Genomic DNA, 17,476 nt, shown 5'->3' with positions numbered 1-17,476 from the left:
ACTCAACTCATTCTCTTCTCAACTATTCTACTGCTCTTTAAAATGCTTTCTAATAGTCTATAAAATTCAGACAATAATGTCAACCAGTCCACTTCCACTATTCTTTAACTCAAAGATACTAGGAATGAAAGCTGGTTATACCGAAATAATAAATTCATTTGAACGAAATGCGTCACTCATACGTCTTATGAGTAAGTCGGAAATGAGGAATGATTATGGATCGAAAGGAAATAACACGTGCCCAGCATGGAGACCAGCAAGCGTTAGCAAAGCTGTTGAAAGAGCACTACAGCTTTGTGGTCAAATACTTATGGAAAATGAGCGGGGATGAACAAGTGGCCTATGATGTCACGCAGGAAACCCTCGCCAAAGTGATACAAAAAATCCACCAATATAAAGGGCAAGCCAGTTTCTCGACATGGGTTATCCAAATTGCTACTCACACGTATTTGGATATGCAAAGAAAACAGAAACGAAAGCTGGATTTTGAACAGCAGGAAAGGGAACGTCTTAGACGAGAACCACCACCCATACCCTCCAATCATGATTGGCATGACGTACAGGAAGCTTTATGGAAGCTGGAAGATCAGCACCGCATCCCTATCGTATTGAAGCATTATTACGGTTACGAATACGAGGAGATTGCACGTATGACGAAAGTTAAAGCTGGAACGCTGAAATCACGGGTACATTATGGATTAGAAAAATTGCGAAAGGAGCTGCGCCGTCATGAAGAAACATGATAAAACCAGGGACATCGAACAAATATTGAAGAAAACAGCAACACATACTGACGAACAAATGGATATCAAAGAACCATCCATTCACTTTTTTGAAAATATGGTGCAAAAACAAACCGAAGCCTGGTACAAGAGATTATGGATAGAGATGACGTGTTTATGGATCATAGCCGTTGTTTTTCTCAGTTCCCTAGCAATAAGTGTAATGTACACCCCTTTATTATTTATTGGAACCCAAGTCCTCTCCACTCTTGTGGTCCTGCTTTATTTTATTAAAGAAACTTCTAGAACGGTGGCGTCGCGACAATGAAACATTATGGACCAGAAGAAATACCACTGTGGGGGTTCATCCTTATCGGTATGATTCTCATCACCCAAAGTTCTGTTTTATTCCTCAAAGCTAAGAAGAGAGGAAAAGTCCCATGGCTCTGGGGAATCGTCGGCTTGATTCAGTTCCCTGTCCCAAGTATCGTCTTTTTCATTTTGACAAAAACAGCCTGGCGTAAAAACCTTTGATTATTGTCACACGGATCAGAGAGTAAGTTAGTACTTCAAAATTATTTAACTATGAAGGAGGTTCAATCATGATGATGACACAAACTGCCATTCAATTTATTCAAGACAACCTGGCGATTATCGCTCCTCTCTTGATCATTCAATTAATATTGATGATTACAGCACTCATCAGCTTACTGCGTACCGATGCAACGAACGGGCCTAAATGGATGTGGGTACTGATTATCCTGTTCGTCAACACACTTGGCCCAATCGCATATTTCATTTTCGGAAGGAGGGTAGATTCATGATCAGTGTTAAAAGTTTAGTGAAATCATACGATAAACACGCAGCTGTCAATGATATATCATTTCAGTTATCTCCCGGGAAATGCGTTGCTCTCCTTGGACCTAACGGGGCCGGAAAAACAACTACCTTAAGAATGATGGCCGGACTCATCACACCTTCAAGCGGAGATGTACAGCTAGAGGGAAGTAAGGACGAAGACATACGACACCATATCGGTTACTTACCACAGCATCCCCAGTATCATGGGTGGATGACAGGGAGAGAGTTCCTTATTTATGTGGCACGCCTTGCCCGTCTCTCAAAGAAGGATGCACTTCAGCAGGCGGATCAATTATTGAAACGAGTTGGGATTGATGCAGTCAAAAACCGCCGTATTGCTAAATACTCTGGAGGGATGAAACAGAGGTTAGGTATAGCCCAAGCGATGATTCATAAACCGAAAGTCTTAATGCTGGATGAACCAGTCTCTGCGCTGGACCCTTTAGGGAGAAGAGATGTATTGGATTTAATGGAGGAATTGAAGCAGGAAACCACCCTCCTTTACTCCACTCATATTCTCAGTGATGCAGAGGAAGCAAGTGACGAAATCCTGCTGATGCATGAAGGGTCTATCATTGAGTCAGGACCTCTCGAAAATGTGAAAGAAAGACATCAGGTAGACAAAATTTCACTGAGGTTTGCCGATAATCCTGATAATTACCAGAAGCAATTAGACAAGCTTGAAGTTGTCACTAAAACGGAATATAACAAACAGGTCTTACAGGTTTATGTGAAGAACACACTCGATGCCAGAGACGAAATCTTAACACTGGCAGCGAGGGAGAAATGGCCTCTCTTACAATTCGAGGTAGGCCGGACGTCCCTTGAAGATTTATTTATGAAGGTGGTGAACGAATATGCAATGGCTGACCATTTACAATAAAGAATTATTAGAATCGGCAAGGAATTTCAAGTGGATATGGGTCCCTTTAGTCTTCATATTGCTCAGCATCATCGATCCCTTATCGACCTACTACCTCCCTCAAATTCTTGAAGCTACGGGCGGACTTCCAGATGGCGCAACGATCGACATGCCGACACCCCGCCCCTCTGATGTGCTCATGATGAGTATATCTCAATTGAATATGCTTGGTGTGCTGGTTATAGCATTAATCACGATGGGGACGATTTCAGGGGAACGAAAAAGTGGAGTCGCAGAGCTTGTTCTTGTCAAACCCATTCCTTATCACTTCTATACGACTGCGAAATGGGCAGCTCATATGACCTTGATTCTCACTTCTATCTTATTAGGACTTTTAGCTAGTTGGTATTATGTGAATCTCTTATTTGATCCTCTCTCTTTTTCCGGCATGCTGACTGCCTTTCTATTTTACAGCCTTTGGATCATGTTGATCGTAAGTATCAGCCTGTTCATGAATGCCTTGACTAAATCACCAGGATTGGTTTTATTTTTGACGATCAGTACAGTCATCTTAATGAATTTATTGACAAGTGTTTTTTCTCATCTCCTTGAATGGAGTCCAGCGATGATTACATCCTACCTCCCGGGCATTCTTCAAAATGGAGAAATGGAAAGTAACCTAATGTTCACAAGTTTGATCACGGCAGTGGTTATCATCGCCTTACTCTTTGGCGCAACTTACACATTAAAGCACAAAGAAATCGCATAAAATCCCATTTTATACCACCTCAGGTCATCCATAATATGGATGACCTGAGGTGGTTGATTTGTACTGCCTTACTATAGGGTATAGACTGTTATCAATCCAGATTAAAGGAGAGGTATTGATGAAACCTACTGCACTGATCACTGGCGCCTCTGGCGGCATCGGTTATGAATTAGCTAAACTTTTCGCAAAATCCGGTTATAACTTAATCGTCGTAGCCCGAACTGAAGAGAAGCTGCTACAACTAAAAACAGAGCTTGAGGGACACCCCGTTACAATCATCCCCCAAGATTTGTCAGAGCCCGGCGCAGCTGAAATTGTTTATGACAAAGTAAAAGAGCTTGGTCTGACAGTTAGCGTATTGGTGAATAACGCCGGATTCGGTTTAAACGGCTATTTTGAAGAGCTCCCCCTCTTAGATCAACAAAAAATGCTGCAAGTGAACGTAAATGCACTGACAGAGCTCACCCACTTATTCTTGCCTGAAATCAAGGCTGCACGTTTCCGTTCTATTCCTAAAGGTGTCCTGAACGTTGCAAGTACAGCCGCTTTTCAACCCGGACCGAAGATGTCTGTCTATTATGCATCAAAGGCTTACGTACTCTCCTTATCAGAAGCGCTAGTAGAAGAATTAAAAGATACAAGTGTTACCATCTCTACCCTCTGTCCAGGAGCTACGGATACAAACTTTTTCAAAACAGCTAAAGCAGAGCATACAAAACTCGTCAACAGTACAATGTCCTCGGAATCAGTAGCAAAAGCCGGATTTTTGGGCTTTGTCAAAGGAAAAAGAGTCATCATTCCTGGGACAGCCAACCAAAGCATGGCTTATCTATCTAAATGGCTCCCAAGATCCGTTTCAGCTAAATTTGCTCATTACATCGACAGCTGACCAGTGGCGATCCTGTCAGCCAACTTCCACAGAGTCTGATTATTAATACAAAAAACCAATGACCAGGGCATCCCATGGTCATTGGTTTTTCAGATTTCTTCTGCAGACTTCCGGAATCCATGAAAAGCACGGTAGCCACGGTCGGCATAATAACCTTCGGAGTCGCTTGATGCTAACATCTCCACACGAGTACTCGGAAAACATTCATGTGCGGTCCGGATCAGGTGTTCAGCAACCCCTCTGCTCCGGTAATCTTCTTTGACGAGCAATTCACAAATATACAGTGTAACCGTTCCGTCTGTCAGCCCCCTGAGATAACCGATGATCTCACCTTCTGAAAGTGCTATCAATGCGGGTTCAGAATTCAACCATGCACACAGGGTTTCCTCCTCCCGTTGGACGAGAGTATTCCATCCCTCTTTTTTGTTCAATTGCTGTACGGCGTAAATATCATGTTCCAGAAATGAGCGGATTTGGATATCTTCCATATGATCCTACCTTTCTTCCTGATGAATTTTTATCCCCTTACTACCGTAACCCTGCCTGTATTGTTAAGTGTTTTTTTATCTCTTCCCCTTTGTACGAATCTATCACTGTGTATGTTTCACTTTATACGTAAAAAAATATTTTTTATATACCTATCACAACCAACTAGGAAACATGTCTCTTTCACTCTTAAAATAAAACCCTATAGATCAGAGCCTTACGTAAAAAAGTGTGGTAAAATGTGTACGGAAGTTTTCATAGATTCGAGGAGTTGTAAATAATGGTCAAACGTACTTTTATATTCATAGCTTTCTTATTCTTAATCGCTTGTTCTTCTCAAGACCTGGGTTTGGAAGATTTAAAAGAAGCTCATCCTGATTCTTTTGCCGATCCGATCGAAGCACTCTCTAAGGAAGAGCAAGAAAAAGTCGGTCTCCCAGATGAAATACCCTTTGAGGTGGCCAGCGTAAAAGCTACCACTTCTGAAGAGCAGGTGGAAGTCATTTATGAGTCTAGTAACTCAGAAAACGTCCTGGTCACAACCCTTTTCAATCCAGATAACATTCTTCAAGAATCCGAACTGCAGATTCCGTTGAACTCCGGAGCTGTTGCTGGGGTACAGGAGAAAGAAGACTATGTTTATATTGAATGGTATGAAAGTGAAGCAGATGTCATTTATCAAATCGAATATCATGGATCTGAGGAAGAACGTACAGAAAATGCTATGAATATTGCCAACAGTATTTAAAAGCCGTCACAGTGTTTGTGACGGCTTTTATATATCATAGTTTCTCTAATTTCTTGAAGTTTCGACTGATTGGCCTCGGCGACTTCAATTGATCGAAAAAAATCAAATAGTTATTTTTCTTTTCATCAATATCTTCAATCGCACCTTCCCCAAAGACCGGGTGCTTCACCCGGGTTCCCTTTTCATAGTGGCTCGCTGGTGATGCTATATCCATATGGTGGGATGCTTTGATGAATTCTTTCGCTTCATCCATCAACCCTTCGTCTATTTCACCGATTCGATCAATTAATTCATCTTCCACCTCAAAAATGAAGCGGGATGGATATTTCTTTTGCCCTCCATTTTGAAACCCTTCCGACTCTGTCAAATAAAGTTCACGTTCTGCCCTGGTGACAGCAACATAAGCCAGCCTCCGTTCTTCCTCCAAGGCCCGCTCTTTACGCTGCCTTAATGCTCGTACATTCGGAAGCACACTCTCAGTCACACCAATCAAGAATACATAGGGGAACTCCAACCCTTTTGCTGTATGGATGGTCATCAGCTTAATTGAATCCATTTGATCTTCTCTATCATCATCTGTATAAAGAGATAACATCTGCAAGTACTCCTCCAGGTCAATCGTTTCTCCTAGAGTCTGCTCATATTGGACGATTGAATGCAACAGTTCAGCAAGGTTGTCCAATCGCTGTTGGTCCCCATCTTCTCTTCTGTATGCTTCATAACCCGTCACTTGTAATGCCTCTTGAAGAAGCTCAGAAACCTTCTTTGATTTCCTTTTCTCTCTCAAAGATTCAATCGCATTGATGAATGATTCAGCACCTGTACGTTGTAACCGTTCGTGATCAGAATATTTCTTCAAGGTCTGATACAGGGATAAGCGATCTTCTTCGGCCTTTCGTCTGATAAAGCTCATTCTTTTTTTCCCGATCTGTCTTTTCGGGACATTGACGATTCTATTAAAAGATAAGTCATCTCCAACTGCAATCAAACGTAAATGGGCTAGCGCATCTTTGATTTCCATCCGATCGAAAAATTTAAACCCGCCATAAATCGTGTACTCGATATTCTCAGCAATCAATTCCTGTTCGATAAAACGAGATAAATAATTGGCTCTGTATAAAACGGCAATCTCACTTAATCGAGCTTGATTTTGTTCTACGATCCTTTTCATCTGCTGAACAATCCATTTCGATTCCTGGATCTCATCTTTACCGTGATAATGAATTACCTTCACTCCAGGAGGATTGATCGGTGTCATATCTTTATCTACACGGAAATAATTATTCTGGATCAAAGCGTTGCCGAGGGATAAGATTTCCGGAGTGGAACGATAATTCTCTTTCAATAAAACCGTTTGAGCTTCTGGAAAGTATTCTTCAAAATCTACCATATACTTCGGATCTGCTCCCCGCCATTCATAGATCGTCTGGTCAGGATCCCCGACCACGAACAAGTTTCCGTGCTTTTCTGAAAGCATTTTAACTAGTTCAAACTGTTTGAAGCTGCTATCCTGAAACTCATCGACTTGCAGATAGTAAAGACGGTCCTGCCACTTTTCAAGTACTTCTTTATATTGTTCAAATAAAACAAACACAAAATTAAGCAAATCATCAAAGTCGAGGCCATACACCCGTTTCTGCTTTTTCAAGTAATATTGAATGATCTGACTATCGAGATCTCCAGCTTCTTCAACAGCCGGCATTTCCCCTCGTAGTATCATTTGCTGGACGTAATGGGTATTCCCTTTCAACAATCCGACTTTGTCCAGTATCCTTTTAAATGTTTTGTCATTCATCTTTAAGCCCATATCTTCAAAGATCTCACGTAACAAGACTTTTTGATCCTCAACATCTAAGATCACAAAGTTTTTCGGGTAAAATAACCGGTGGATATCTTCGCGAAGAACCCTCACACAAAACCCATGATAGGTTGTAATGAAACCTGTATCTTGTTCACCGCCGATCAATTTCTTCACCCGTCTTCGCATTTCATGAGCAGCTTTATTCGTAAACGTGACGGACAACATATTTGAAGGATCGATACCCAGCTCATTGACAATAAAAGCATAACGGTGTGTCAATGCACGCGTCTTACCTGACCCTGCTCCGGCAATAACACGAACATAGCCTTCTGTGGAGACCACTGCTTCTTGTTGAGCGTCGTTCAAACCGTTCAATAGTTCTTCCATAAAACTCACCTTCCAAGAACATTTGTTTGTATTATAGCACATCCATGTCCAACGAAACCTGCCTGATCTGTTTATCTGAGCAATAGAACGGTTATGAGAAAACAGAAGGAGATGAATGATATGAATAAAGATTTCAACATACTTTTTGAAGAGAAGAAATTAAAAGATAAGCTATTTAAGAACCGGTATATCGTTGCGCCCATGACAAGAGTGAGTGCTGTAAATAATGGATTAGCGAATGAACGAATGAAACAATACTATGAGCGTTATGCCAAGGGTGGATTCAGTGCCATCATCAGTGAAGGGATCTATCCAGACGAGGAGTATTCACAAGGGTATGATAACCAACCCGGAATGGCCAATGAAAATCATAGGGATGCGTGGAAACCAATCGTCCGAAACGTCCAGGCACACGGCGCCATTTTTATTGCTCAAATCATGCATGCTGGGGCACAGTCTCAAGGGAATCCGCACCGAAGCCATTCAATCGGACCTTCTGAAGTAGCTCCAAAGAATGACCAGCTTGCTTTTTATGGCGGCAATGGCCCTTTCCCAACTCCAAGAAAAATGACTCATGAGGATATGGAGACTGTTAAGAAGTCCTTCGCCAAATCTGCATTACTTGCAAAAGAAGCAGGATTTGACGGAATCGAAATTCATGGAGCTAATGGATATTTGCTCGACCAATTTCTGACCGACTACTTTAACCAAAGGGAAGATGAATACGGTGGAACGACTCAGAATCGCATTAGATATGTATTGGAAGTGATTGAAGAAGTAAGAAAAGCCGTAGGGGAAGATTATATTGTCGGTATTCGGATTTCCCAGGGCAAAGCTTCCGATGGGGACCACCGTTGGGCGTTAGGTGAAACAGATGCACGGACGATTTTTGGAGAACTTGGCAATGCCCCACTCGATTTTATTCACGTTACCGATGAAGATGTTACACAGTCCGGGTTTGGCGAAGGATCACTATCTATGGCGGCAGCCGCTAAAACTTTCAGCAGTTTACCTGTCATAGCAAACGGAAAACTTGAATCCCCTCAGAAAGCATCCTCTCTATTAGAGAAAAATGAGGCAGATTTCATCAGTTTGGGTACAAGTGCTTTGGTGAACCCAGATGCTCCAAATCGGATCCGTGAAGGTAAACCACTAGAACCTTTTGATTTCAAGTCCATCATGCTCCCGCAAGCGGATATTAAAAGTCACGAACTGACGAAAGAACTTCTTAGAAAATGAGTGCTATTTATAAGAGCGGGAATATAACCTGAATGACAGAAGCAACTGAAATATACGAATCCCTTCATTTTAAAAGCCCCTGGTCGTATTAAACGGACAGGGGCTTTTAAAGGATTCACTCAAACCTTGGTTTCAAACCATTCTCTAAAAAGTATTTCGTGGCCTGCTGTATATTCATAAAAGTCCGGACGCCTTCCAACTGGATGTTATTCTGAGTGAACTGCATGACGACTTGTGGACGCATGCCGGCCAGGACAACTTCAATTCCTAAAAGTTTTAAACTCATCATTAAATTTTTCAATAACACCGCCCACTCTTGATCGATCACCGTGATACCAGAAAATTGGATCGCAAGACGGCCCACATTTTGTTCTTGGCACAAAACTGGAACTCTCTCTAATAGAATGTGCCTTTGTTCTTCCCTTAGAATCGGCTGCAATGGCAATAGGGCGTATCCTTTGGCTATCATTACTACATTTGCTGTCATCTCTTCAATCATATGGACGAGCTGTTTTTCTCTTTGTGCCTGCTCGGTAATATCGAATATTCTCGTCAAAATGAATGTTTGCCCTTCATGTGAAAATCGTTTCGTGTACAACTGCAGTACCATGTCTTTGCCTTTCCAATGAAAGTCCATTCCTTCAATAGTTACTTCGTCTTTCTCTTCTTTTGATTTTGTAATTACTTTTTTCTCTGGTGCAAGATCCGGATAAATATCATGAAGATTCTCTCCAACAATGCGTACATCCTGTAATTGAAACATTTTCAAATAGGCTGGGTTGACATAAGTGACTGTGAACTCTTCATCACAGATCAATACACCCTCGTCCAAAAGATCCATTGCATTTCGTAACAGCATCTTCGTCCCCCCTCGTACTTGTCGAAGCTCTTACTATTATTATGAGCCTAATTACTATAAAATCAAGAAGATTCGACATTATTTTCTAAAAATTATGAACATTTATACTTAAGTTTGAATTATGAAAGAAAATTAAGTATTTCAGTGGTTGGATATTCAACTTTTTGGAGTTTTTTTATTATCGTCGATTTGAAGAGCGGGAATCGTTGATCCGGCAGATGGCAAAAAAGTAAGAAAACAGCAATTGACATTATGTGAATAGTTAGGCATTCAGTTGCTGTATTAAAAATCATTAAATAATAAGCATCATCTTCATTTAATTATGTAGTTTTTATTTCGTAAATGTTAAAAAAAATGAGTCTGACCGACCACAAATAAATGGTACATTTTGCTATGAAACGTCTTAATTATTTGTTATTCAGACTTTAAACGCTCAATTTTCCTAGTCAATTCCACCCCGCTTATCTATCCTTCATTTACATCTATTTACAACAAATTAAAAGAGTCTCTTTATAATGGGGGATGTTTCATTTGATAAAGATCCAGAAAGGAGCATCCATCAATGGCAAAAGACAAGACGATGCAAGATTGGATTCAGAATCTCAATGAAGAAACCTTACATAAAGGTGTGGACCGGAGAGGGTTTCTTCAAGGAGCAGGAAAGATTGCAGGCCTTTCTTTAGGGATGGTCATCGCTCAGTCGATGGGCGGAATGGCGGTTCATGCGGATGATGTTGAATTCCAGGAGTATCCGTTTTCACTTGGAGTGGCCTCCGGAGATCCGCTTTCAGACAGTGTTGTTATTTGGACACGTCTTGCAACAGACCCACTGAACGGCGGTGGCATGCCGGACCGGAAGATTGCTGTCAAATGGGAAGTAGCCAAAGATCAACATTTCCGTCAAATCGTCCAGCGCGGAACGGAAAAGGCCAGCCCGTCCCTCGCCCATTCAGTTCATGCAGAAGTTTGGAATCTTGAAGCCAACACTGAGTTTTACTACCGCTTCAAAGTCGGAAAAGATTTCAGCCCAATTGGGAAAACAAAAACGCTTCCTCATCCAGATGCTGATGTTTCAAGTTTAGCTTTTGCTTTTGCTTCCTGTCAGCAGTATGAGCATGGATACTATACCGCTTACAAACATATGGCCAAAGAAGACCTTGACCTTGTGTTTCACCTAGGAGATTACATTTATGAATACGGTCCAGATGAGTATGTCGCGAGTACAGGTAACGTACGGTCGCACAAAGGACCCGAAATCCGAACTCTGGAAGACTACCGCAACCGACACGCCCAATACCGTTCAGATCACGATTTACAATCGGCCCATGCTGCATTTCCCTGGGTTGTTACATGGGATGACCATGAAGTAGAGAATAATTATGCAGATCGGATCCCTGAAAAAGGACAATCCATCGAGGAGTTTGTCAAACGCCGAGTTGCCGCTTACCAAGCCTATTATGAACACATGCCTCTAAGGCAATCGTCAATGCCGCACGGAGAAGATATGCAGTTGTACCGTCAGTTTTCCTATGGAAATTTAGCTAATTTCTTGGTTTTGGATACACGTCAATATCGTTCGGACCAAGCGAATGAAGATAAGAGCTCGCCGCAAACGGAAGAATCTCTAAACCCAGAGCGTACTCTATTGGGTAACGAACAAGAAAACTGGGTGTGCGACCATCTCGAACGTTCGAACTCCTCCTGGAATGTACTCGCCCAGCAAATTTTCTTCGCCAAAAGAAATTATGGACCTAGTCGGGACCAGCCATTGTACAGCATGGACGGCTGGGATGGATACACACCTGCAAGAGAACGAATTATTGATTTTGCCCGTAAGAAAAACCAGAATAACCTGATCGTATTGACAGGGGATGTGCATGCCAACTGGGCATCCAACCTCCTTGCAGACTTTGATGAACTGACTTCTCAAATCCTAGGAGCTGAGTTCGTTGGGACGTCGATCACTTCAGGTGGAAACGGATCGGACAAACGAGCCGACACCGACCGCATCCTTGCCCAAAATGAACATATAAAATTTTTCAATGATTATAGAGGATACGTCCGATGTCATGTCACTCCCACCCAGTGGAAGACCGATTATCGGGTGGTCCCTTTTGTCACTCAACCGGGGGCTGATATTTCCACACGAGCGTCTTTTGCCTATGAAAAAGAAGCAGATGGCCTGAAAGAAGTAGCGGCAACTGTTATACCCCAAGGAAAACAAAAATCTTCCGAGGTGGAAGAAGACCGCCATAAAGCTCACTCCCGAGCCCATGAGAAACAATCCCAAAAAGGGAAAAAGAAACAACTGTACTAGCATGGTTCGTCAAAGGAGGCTGATGAAATGGAAGAGCGCCATGTGGAGATCATCGGTCATTTGGATGAATTGCGGGGACGAGCCATTAAGACGGCCCTCGCCTTTTTCAGCTTTCTAATCGCGGGACTCGTGTTTGTCAAACCTATTTACGAGTGGCTGATCAAAGATTTAGAGATGAAGCTTGCGATTCTTGGGCCAAGTGATATTCTATGGGTCTATTTGATGATTGCTGCAGTTTTCTCCTTAGCAGCGACCATCCCCGTCGCCGCCTATCAAATCTGGCGCTTCGTATCACCAGGCTTGAGTCAAAAGGAAAGAACAGTAACGCTGCGTTTCATCCCAGCCTTGTTCTTTTTGTTCCTTTTCGGAATTGCATTCGGGTATTTTTTGCTGTTCCCGATCGTCCTTAACTTCTTGACTGCCCTATCTGAAGGTCAATTCCAAACGATGTTCACAGCGGAAAAATACTTCCGCTTCATGTTAAATATGACCGTCCCTTTCGGTCTTTTGTTTGAGATGCCATTGATTCTTGTGTTCTTGACTGTGCTCGGAATCTTGAATCCAACCAATCTGAAAAGATCAAGGAAGATCTCTTATTTTCTTTTGATTGTGATTTCAGTATTGATCACACCACCAGATTTCCTTTCCGACGTACTCGTCATTGTCCCTTTACTCGTTTTATATGAAATCAGTGTCACATGTTCCGTATTGGCGTATAAAAGGCGTCAGACAGCGCCGGACACTGATTCAAGTGTTGCGTGAACATCATTTTCATAACACCTTAAGGAGGTTGTAAGAATGAATAAAAACCAGATGAACCGAAGAGCTTTTCTCAAAGCAAGCGGGATCAGCACGGCAGCCCTTGCTCTTGGCACTACTGGGTTAATGTCGTTTAGCGAAAGCAAAGTTTTTGCCGGCACCGCTAAAAACAACAAGGCAACAGGAGGCTATGGTCCCCTTATCAAAGATCCAGGTGGAGTGATGGACCTTCCCCGCGGATTCCAATACCGCATCATTTCAGAAGAAGGCGGGAAACTTTCTGATGGTCGACCGATTCCTGAGAAGTTTGATGGCATGGCTGCCTTTTCAGGTCCCAACAATTCGACCGTTTTAGTAAGAAACCATGAACTGAGCGGAAACAGCAAATATCCAGTCATCGGAAAAAACCCTTATCGAAAGGAAGAAACGGGTGGAACGACGTCCTTGGTCGTCGGTCCTAATCGTAAAGTTACCAAGGAATATGTCTCTTCATCCGGGACCATCCGAAACTGCGCAGGTGGCGCAACGCCTTGGGGCACCTGGCTCACTTGTGAAGAAACACTGGAAGAAGGGCACGGCTACGTTTTTGAAGTCGATCCAAAAAATCCCGAGAACAAAATTTCCAAGACTCCGATCCGGGATATGGGTGCCTTTTCACATGAAGCGACAGCGATCGATCCGGCGACAGGCATCGTTTACCTGACAGAAGATGCCGGTCCGAGCTATCTGTACCGTTTCCTTCCGTACGATCGCAGTCAAAAAATCGGTGCTTTGCAAAAAGGGGGTACACTGCAAGCAGCTGCCGTCGAAGAGTTGAGTACAGATGAAATGAGTGAATTCCATACCGGCCAAAAGTTCGGCATTGTTTGGAAAAATGTCGATCCTGAAAAGCCGACATTGGATGCCGGTAACAAAGGATGTATCGCATTCAGTCGTTTGGAAGGGGCTTATTTCGAAGGCGGCGTTTTCTGGTTTGATGATACATCTGCGGGAGACAAAAACCTTGGCCGAGTCTATCGCTATATTCCGGCGTCAAATACACTTGAACTATTCTATGAATCTACCTCTCAAAACGATTTAGAAATGCCGGATAACATTTGCATTACTCCTTGGGGAGACTTATGGATTGCAGAAGATGGCGGTGGTGTCGACCGGGTGATCGGCATGACCCCTGAAGGAGGAACCTACGTGTTTGCTGAAAACAAAGTGAACAGCTCAGAACTTGCAGGACCTACGTTTTCTACGGACGGAAAAACATTCTTCATCAACATACAGTCTCCCGGTATGACATTTGCGATCTGGGGGCCATTCGCAAGAAAGAATGCCGCACGCAGGAGACTGATGGGCCATGCCGCTCCCCCTGCCCCTTATGCACCGAAAGTGTCGGACAAACTATCGGCTTTTGCAGAGGTTCAAGGGATGTCTGATTTAGAAGCAGCTGCATTCGAACGCCATGGTATGCCAATCTTATAAATCGAGAAAGAAGAGGTGATGATATGTTATCGAATATTGGAATTCCAGGTTTGGTACTCGTACTGGTCATCGCGTTGATCATTTTCGGACCATCCAAATTACCGGAAATCGGCCGCGCGTTCGGAAGTACATTAAAAGAATTCAAGAATGCAACCAATGACTTGATGCATAGCAACAACGAGGAAAAAAGTCAGTCTTCTGAGGAAGACCAAAAGCTGAAAGTTGAGGAAGAAGAAAAGGAGAATGCAGGAAGTTGATATGTTTACAACAAACGTCCAGAAGATTCTCTGGACGTTTGTCCTTTTATAAAAAAGAAAAAGTGCGTCAACGGTTCATAACACTGAGCCGCTGACGCACCTTTTCTTATGCTTTTTCCATTTTAGGGATAATCGCAACATGCTTTAGATTTCCAATCGTATCAAATTGAATTTCCAGGCAGTCACCAGGTTTTACGAATGCAATCAAACGCTCTTTCAAGACAGAAAGTTCATTGTTATGTTCGGATTCTTCAACCAAAATCGCATAGGCCCCTTCATACCGATCCAGTCTATAATGATTCACCGATTCAATCCCCTTCTGTATTTATTTTAATGAAATACGATTATGCCGCAAATCAATTGAAAACTTAGCTATTTTTATCTATTCCCTTAAGTTTTCTTGGCTAAACATGTCGAAAAATCATCTTATGGACAACAGAAAATGTCCATGATACAATAGACTAACAAACGTTAGTTAGTTTTTCAGAAAAGAAGAAGGTGATCATATGACTAGAGAAACCATTATCGAGGAGAGTTTGAATCTCTTTGCCCATCATGGATACGAAAATACTACCCTTGCAAATATAGCGGATGCTGTAGGCATTAAAAAACCCTCCCTTTATAATCATTTTGACAATAAAGAAGCGATCTTTCTGAGTGTGCTTTACCATGTAGCGGATCGCGAAAAAGAGTATATGACTTCTCAAGCTCACTTATCCAGCGAGCAATCTGTAGCAGAGCAGTTACGCCATATATATCAAATCTACTTGGACCACATGGCAAACTCTACAGAAGGAATGTTCTTTAAACGTGTCACTTTCTTTCCGCCTGATGAATTCAGAGATGAGATAAAGAAAGTCTTTTTGATGGTGGAAGATTGTATGACCGAAACAATACGTCCTGTTTTTGAAAAAGGGATTTCTGAAAAGATTATCCGCCCTTTATCTACAGATACGTTGACGTCTGCTTTTTATACGTTAATCGACGGATTGTTCTTAGAAGAAAACTTCTATGATCATGAGGTATTTGAAAAAAGGCAGCAAGCCAGTTGGCATATTTTTTGGCTGGGAATAAAGATTCCAAGTGAGGAGGACTAAGACATGGCATGGATTTATTTGTTTTTTGGTGCTCTTTTTGAAATCGGATGGGCCGTTGGGTTGAAGTTGTCTGAAGGGTTCACCCACCCCTTTTATTCAACTTTAACGATTATTTGTATTTTCATCAGCTTTGTTTTTTTCACGAAGGCATTGAGGGGAATTGAAGTTGGCACAGGCTACGCGATTTTCACTGGAATCGGAGCGGTAGGCACAGCAATCATCGGGATGACATTTCTTGGCGACGGCGGCGGAGCTGGAAAGGTCTTTTTTATTGTCCTTTTAATTATTGGTATCCTTGGATTAAAAATGTCTGAAACGACGACGGAAGAAATAGGACAGGAGGGTTAAGTATGGCTTGGGTATTTCTATTGTTAGCAGGAGCAGGTGAAATGACAGCTATGTTTTTCCTGAAGCTATCTGATGGCTTCCAGAAACGGGCCCCCGCTGTATTCGCTATATTAGCAGGCGGGGTCAGCTTTTACTTCTTATCCCTGTCTTTAAATGAGCTGCCAATCGGTACGGCCTATGCAATCTGGACAGGTATTGGCTCAGCAGGCACTGTACTACTGGGTATCTTTTTCTTTAAGGAAAAAACGAACAGAAAGAAGATTGCTTTTATTACGTGCATCATTGCGGGGGTAATTGGACTGAAAATGGTTTCATAAATACCAGTTTTTTCTTGAATTTTGGACATTGAATAAGTAAAATGAAATAAATAATCTACAATTTTCGACACCAATCGATATGGATTGGTGCTTAACGATTAAAACGTTTGTTTATATATTGATGGAGGAAATGAAATGAGAAGAATTCTACTAGTTATTCTTATGTTGATTGTTGTTAGTTTCGGCTATGTCGGTTACACCAATATGGATATGGATGCAAATCCTTCAATACCTCAAGAAACAGAGAAATATTAATACTATTTTCGGAACTGATAAACCCCTTTGCTAAATCCAGTGAAGGGGTTTTATTCATTTCTGTTTCTTTGGAAGTTCAAGTTGACGATCGTCTCCCCATGTTTCCTCAAGAAATTCATCTCGCCCGGAATTGCCGCGATAATAGTCGTAACGCCACTCATTTTTCTTATAATAATCCTGGTGATATTCTTCAGCACGATAGAATTTTTCAGCTTTATCTATCGGAGTGACGATTTCTTGCTCAAAACGCTCAGAAGAAGCCAATTCCTGCTTTGATTGTTCAGCGGCCTCCTTTTGTTCTTCTGAATGGTAAAAGATTGCCGTCGTGTACTGAAAACCACGATCTACGAACTGCCCTTCGTCATCTGTTGGATTAATCTGCCTCCAGAACACCTCCAGAATTTGCTCATAGCTGATGACATTCGGATCATAATAAACTTGCACGGCTTCTATGTGCCCCGTTTTTCCTGAAGACACTTCCTCATACGTTGGATTTTCTATTTCCCCACCTGTATAACCTGAAACTACTCCCTGGATACCTTTCAACTTCTCAAACGGCGGTTCCATACACCAAAAGCACCCCCCAGCCAAGGTAGCGACTTCATGTCCATCAGGGATCTCATCTGAGGTGACTGCTTCACTTTCATAGTTGCGTTTCGTCAAGTATGAATAGGCTTCAGGAATGCCAACAATGCCGACAAAAATGAAAGCAGTAATCACGATCAACCACTTCATACGTTTACTCACTCATTCCACCTCGCTTTCTACCTATTAATGATAGCATGTCGATTCATCTTTACGGTCTGTATTTTCTCTCTCCTTCATTTTAAAAGGTGAGGTGATTTAAGGTGGTTATATGCTAAAGTTCTGCGTATGTCATCGCTACTACGGACCGGTAAAAACGAGTCGTGCAGGCACCCGCATGCTCATATTTTTAAATATCAGACTAGCACAAAAGTCCACAACAAGCTGTTCCAGCCTATTGCGGACTTTTAGTCAGATAGTATGAAAGTTCTTCATTCTTTACATT

The 17,476-nt window shown here is 42.2% G+C and carries 21 protein-coding genes; 16 read left to right on the top strand and 5 right to left on the bottom strand.

What is annotated here, in order from left to right; genetic code table 11:
* Positions 1–215: 215 nt before the first annotated feature.
* The 7 genes from sigY to ACTWPX_RS09045 all read left to right on the top strand — a co-directional run bounded on the left by sigY (position 216) and on the right by ACTWPX_RS09045 (position 4,103).
* Positions 216–743, top strand: a complete 528-nt coding sequence (gene sigY, locus ACTWPX_RS09075) for an RNA polymerase sigma factor SigY (RefSeq protein ID WP_443119447.1) — start codon at positions 216–218, stop codon at positions 741–743.
* Positions 730–1,050, top strand: coding sequence for a YxlC family protein (locus ACTWPX_RS09070; protein ID WP_443119446.1), 321 nt, complete (start codon positions 730–732; stop codon positions 1,048–1,050). Before sigY ends, ACTWPX_RS09070 begins: the two co-directional genes overlap by 14 nt.
* Entirely contained in the window at positions 1,047–1,256 is a 210-nt protein-coding gene (locus tag ACTWPX_RS09065) for a sigma-Y antisigma factor component (RefSeq protein ID WP_443119445.1), read from the top strand. Before ACTWPX_RS09070 ends, ACTWPX_RS09065 begins: the two co-directional genes overlap by 4 nt.
* Positions 1,257–1,327: 71 nt before the next feature.
* Positions 1,328–1,546 carry a PLD nuclease N-terminal domain-containing protein gene (locus tag ACTWPX_RS09060; RefSeq protein WP_443119523.1) on the top strand — a complete coding sequence of 73 codons (219 nt, stop codon included), beginning with the start codon at positions 1,328–1,330 and terminating at the stop codon, positions 1,544–1,546.
* Entirely contained in the window at positions 1,543–2,466 is a 924-nt protein-coding gene (locus ACTWPX_RS09055) for an ABC transporter ATP-binding protein (RefSeq protein WP_443119444.1), read from the top strand. Before ACTWPX_RS09060 ends, ACTWPX_RS09055 begins: the two co-directional genes overlap by 4 nt.
* Complete coding sequence (locus ACTWPX_RS09050; protein WP_443119443.1) at positions 2,441–3,214, top strand: ABC transporter permease; 774 nt, start codon at positions 2,441–2,443, stop codon at positions 3,212–3,214. The genes ACTWPX_RS09055 and ACTWPX_RS09050 overlap by 26 nt, the downstream gene beginning before the upstream one ends.
* A 118-nt stretch (positions 3,215–3,332) precedes the next feature.
* Positions 3,333–4,103 carry an SDR family NAD(P)-dependent oxidoreductase gene (locus tag ACTWPX_RS09045; protein ID WP_443119442.1) on the top strand — a complete coding sequence of 257 codons (771 nt, stop codon included), beginning with the start codon at positions 3,333–3,335 and terminating at the stop codon, positions 4,101–4,103.
* An 89-nt stretch (positions 4,104–4,192) separates the two neighbouring features.
* On the opposite strand, the gene ACTWPX_RS09040 is transcribed toward ACTWPX_RS09045, so the two are convergent.
* Positions 4,193–4,591, bottom strand: a complete 399-nt coding sequence (locus ACTWPX_RS09040) for a GNAT family N-acetyltransferase (RefSeq protein ID WP_443119441.1) — start codon at positions 4,589–4,591, stop codon at positions 4,193–4,195.
* A 278-nt stretch (positions 4,592–4,869) separates the two neighbouring features.
* Between ACTWPX_RS09040 and ACTWPX_RS09035 the strand changes: the two genes are divergently transcribed.
* Entirely contained in the window at positions 4,870–5,337 is a 468-nt protein-coding gene (locus ACTWPX_RS09035; RefSeq protein ID WP_443119440.1) for a hypothetical protein, read from the top strand.
* A 34-nt stretch (positions 5,338–5,371) separates the two neighbouring features.
* Here ACTWPX_RS09035 and ACTWPX_RS09030 read toward each other — a convergent pair whose 3' ends face one another.
* Entirely contained in the window at positions 5,372–7,525 is a 2,154-nt protein-coding gene (locus ACTWPX_RS09030) for an ATP-dependent helicase (RefSeq protein ID WP_443119439.1), read from the bottom strand.
* 120 nt (positions 7,526–7,645) lie between these two features.
* On the opposite strand from ACTWPX_RS09030, the gene ACTWPX_RS09025 reads away from it, so the two are divergent.
* On the top strand, positions 7,646–8,764 hold the full coding sequence (locus ACTWPX_RS09025) for an oxidoreductase (protein WP_443119438.1): 1,119 nt from the start codon (positions 7,646–7,648) through the stop codon (positions 8,762–8,764).
* Between the two features lie 115 nt (positions 8,765–8,879).
* On the opposite strand, the gene ACTWPX_RS09020 is transcribed toward ACTWPX_RS09025, so the two are convergent.
* On the bottom strand, positions 8,880–9,623 hold the full coding sequence (locus ACTWPX_RS09020) for a PAS domain-containing protein (protein WP_443119437.1): 744 nt from the start codon (positions 9,621–9,623) through the stop codon (positions 8,880–8,882).
* 562 nt (positions 9,624–10,185) lie between these two features.
* Between ACTWPX_RS09020 and ACTWPX_RS09015 the strand changes: the two genes are divergently transcribed.
* Genes ACTWPX_RS09015 through ACTWPX_RS09000 form a run of 4 tightly spaced genes read left to right on the top strand, consistent with a single transcriptional unit; the run spans position 10,186 to position 14,429 of the window.
* The gene (locus ACTWPX_RS09015) at positions 10,186–11,940 is read left to right on the top strand and encodes an alkaline phosphatase D family protein (protein ID WP_443119436.1); all 1,755 of its coding nucleotides are present in this window, start codon (positions 10,186–10,188) and stop codon (positions 11,938–11,940) included.
* Positions 11,941–11,967: 27 nt separating this feature from the next.
* Complete coding sequence (gene tatC, locus ACTWPX_RS09010) at positions 11,968–12,702, top strand: twin-arginine translocase subunit TatC (protein ID WP_443119435.1); 735 nt, start codon at positions 11,968–11,970, stop codon at positions 12,700–12,702.
* A gap of 36 nt (positions 12,703–12,738) precedes the next feature.
* On the top strand, positions 12,739–14,172 hold the full coding sequence (locus tag ACTWPX_RS09005; RefSeq protein ID WP_443119434.1) for an alkaline phosphatase PhoX: 1,434 nt from the start codon (positions 12,739–12,741) through the stop codon (positions 14,170–14,172).
* 23 nt (positions 14,173–14,195) lie between these two features.
* Positions 14,196–14,429 carry a twin-arginine translocase TatA/TatE family subunit gene (locus ACTWPX_RS09000; RefSeq protein WP_443119433.1) on the top strand — a complete coding sequence of 78 codons (234 nt, stop codon included), beginning with the start codon at positions 14,196–14,198 and terminating at the stop codon, positions 14,427–14,429.
* A 106-nt stretch (positions 14,430–14,535) separates the two neighbouring features.
* Here ACTWPX_RS09000 and ACTWPX_RS08995 read toward each other — a convergent pair whose 3' ends face one another.
* Positions 14,536–14,733: a hypothetical protein gene (locus ACTWPX_RS08995; RefSeq protein WP_443119432.1), complete on the bottom strand. Its 198-nt coding sequence runs from the start codon at positions 14,731–14,733 to the stop codon at positions 14,536–14,538.
* Between the two features lie 202 nt (positions 14,734–14,935).
* Here ACTWPX_RS08995 and ACTWPX_RS08990 point away from each other — a divergent pair, with 202 nt between their 5' ends.
* From ACTWPX_RS08990 to ACTWPX_RS08980, 3 genes are read left to right on the top strand one after another with little or no spacing between them, the layout of a single operon-like run.
* On the top strand, positions 14,936–15,526 hold the full coding sequence (locus tag ACTWPX_RS08990) for a TetR/AcrR family transcriptional regulator (RefSeq protein ID WP_281974868.1): 591 nt from the start codon (positions 14,936–14,938) through the stop codon (positions 15,524–15,526).
* A 3-nt stretch (positions 15,527–15,529) separates the two neighbouring features.
* A complete protein-coding gene (locus ACTWPX_RS08985) occupies positions 15,530–15,874 on the top strand; it encodes a DMT family transporter (RefSeq protein ID WP_128524051.1) in 345 nt (114 codons plus the stop codon).
* Positions 15,875–15,876: 2 nt separating this feature from the next.
* Positions 15,877–16,191: a DMT family transporter gene (locus tag ACTWPX_RS08980; protein ID WP_443119431.1), complete on the top strand. Its 315-nt coding sequence runs from the start codon at positions 15,877–15,879 to the stop codon at positions 16,189–16,191.
* A 309-nt stretch (positions 16,192–16,500) separates the two neighbouring features.
* Here ACTWPX_RS08980 and msrA read toward each other — a convergent pair whose 3' ends face one another.
* Entirely contained in the window at positions 16,501–17,193 is a 693-nt protein-coding gene (msrA, locus tag ACTWPX_RS08975; RefSeq protein WP_443119430.1) for a peptide-methionine (S)-S-oxide reductase MsrA, read from the bottom strand.
* Positions 17,194–17,476: the final 283 nt, after the last annotated feature.

This window comes from Halobacillus sp. H74 (genome assembly GCF_052246715.1).
GTDB classification, from domain to species: Bacteria; Bacillota; Bacilli; order Bacillales; family Halobacillaceae; genus Halobacillus; species Halobacillus litoralis_A.
The sequence above is the reverse complement of the archived record's forward strand: the minus strand, read 5'-3'. Positions and strand labels throughout refer to the sequence as shown.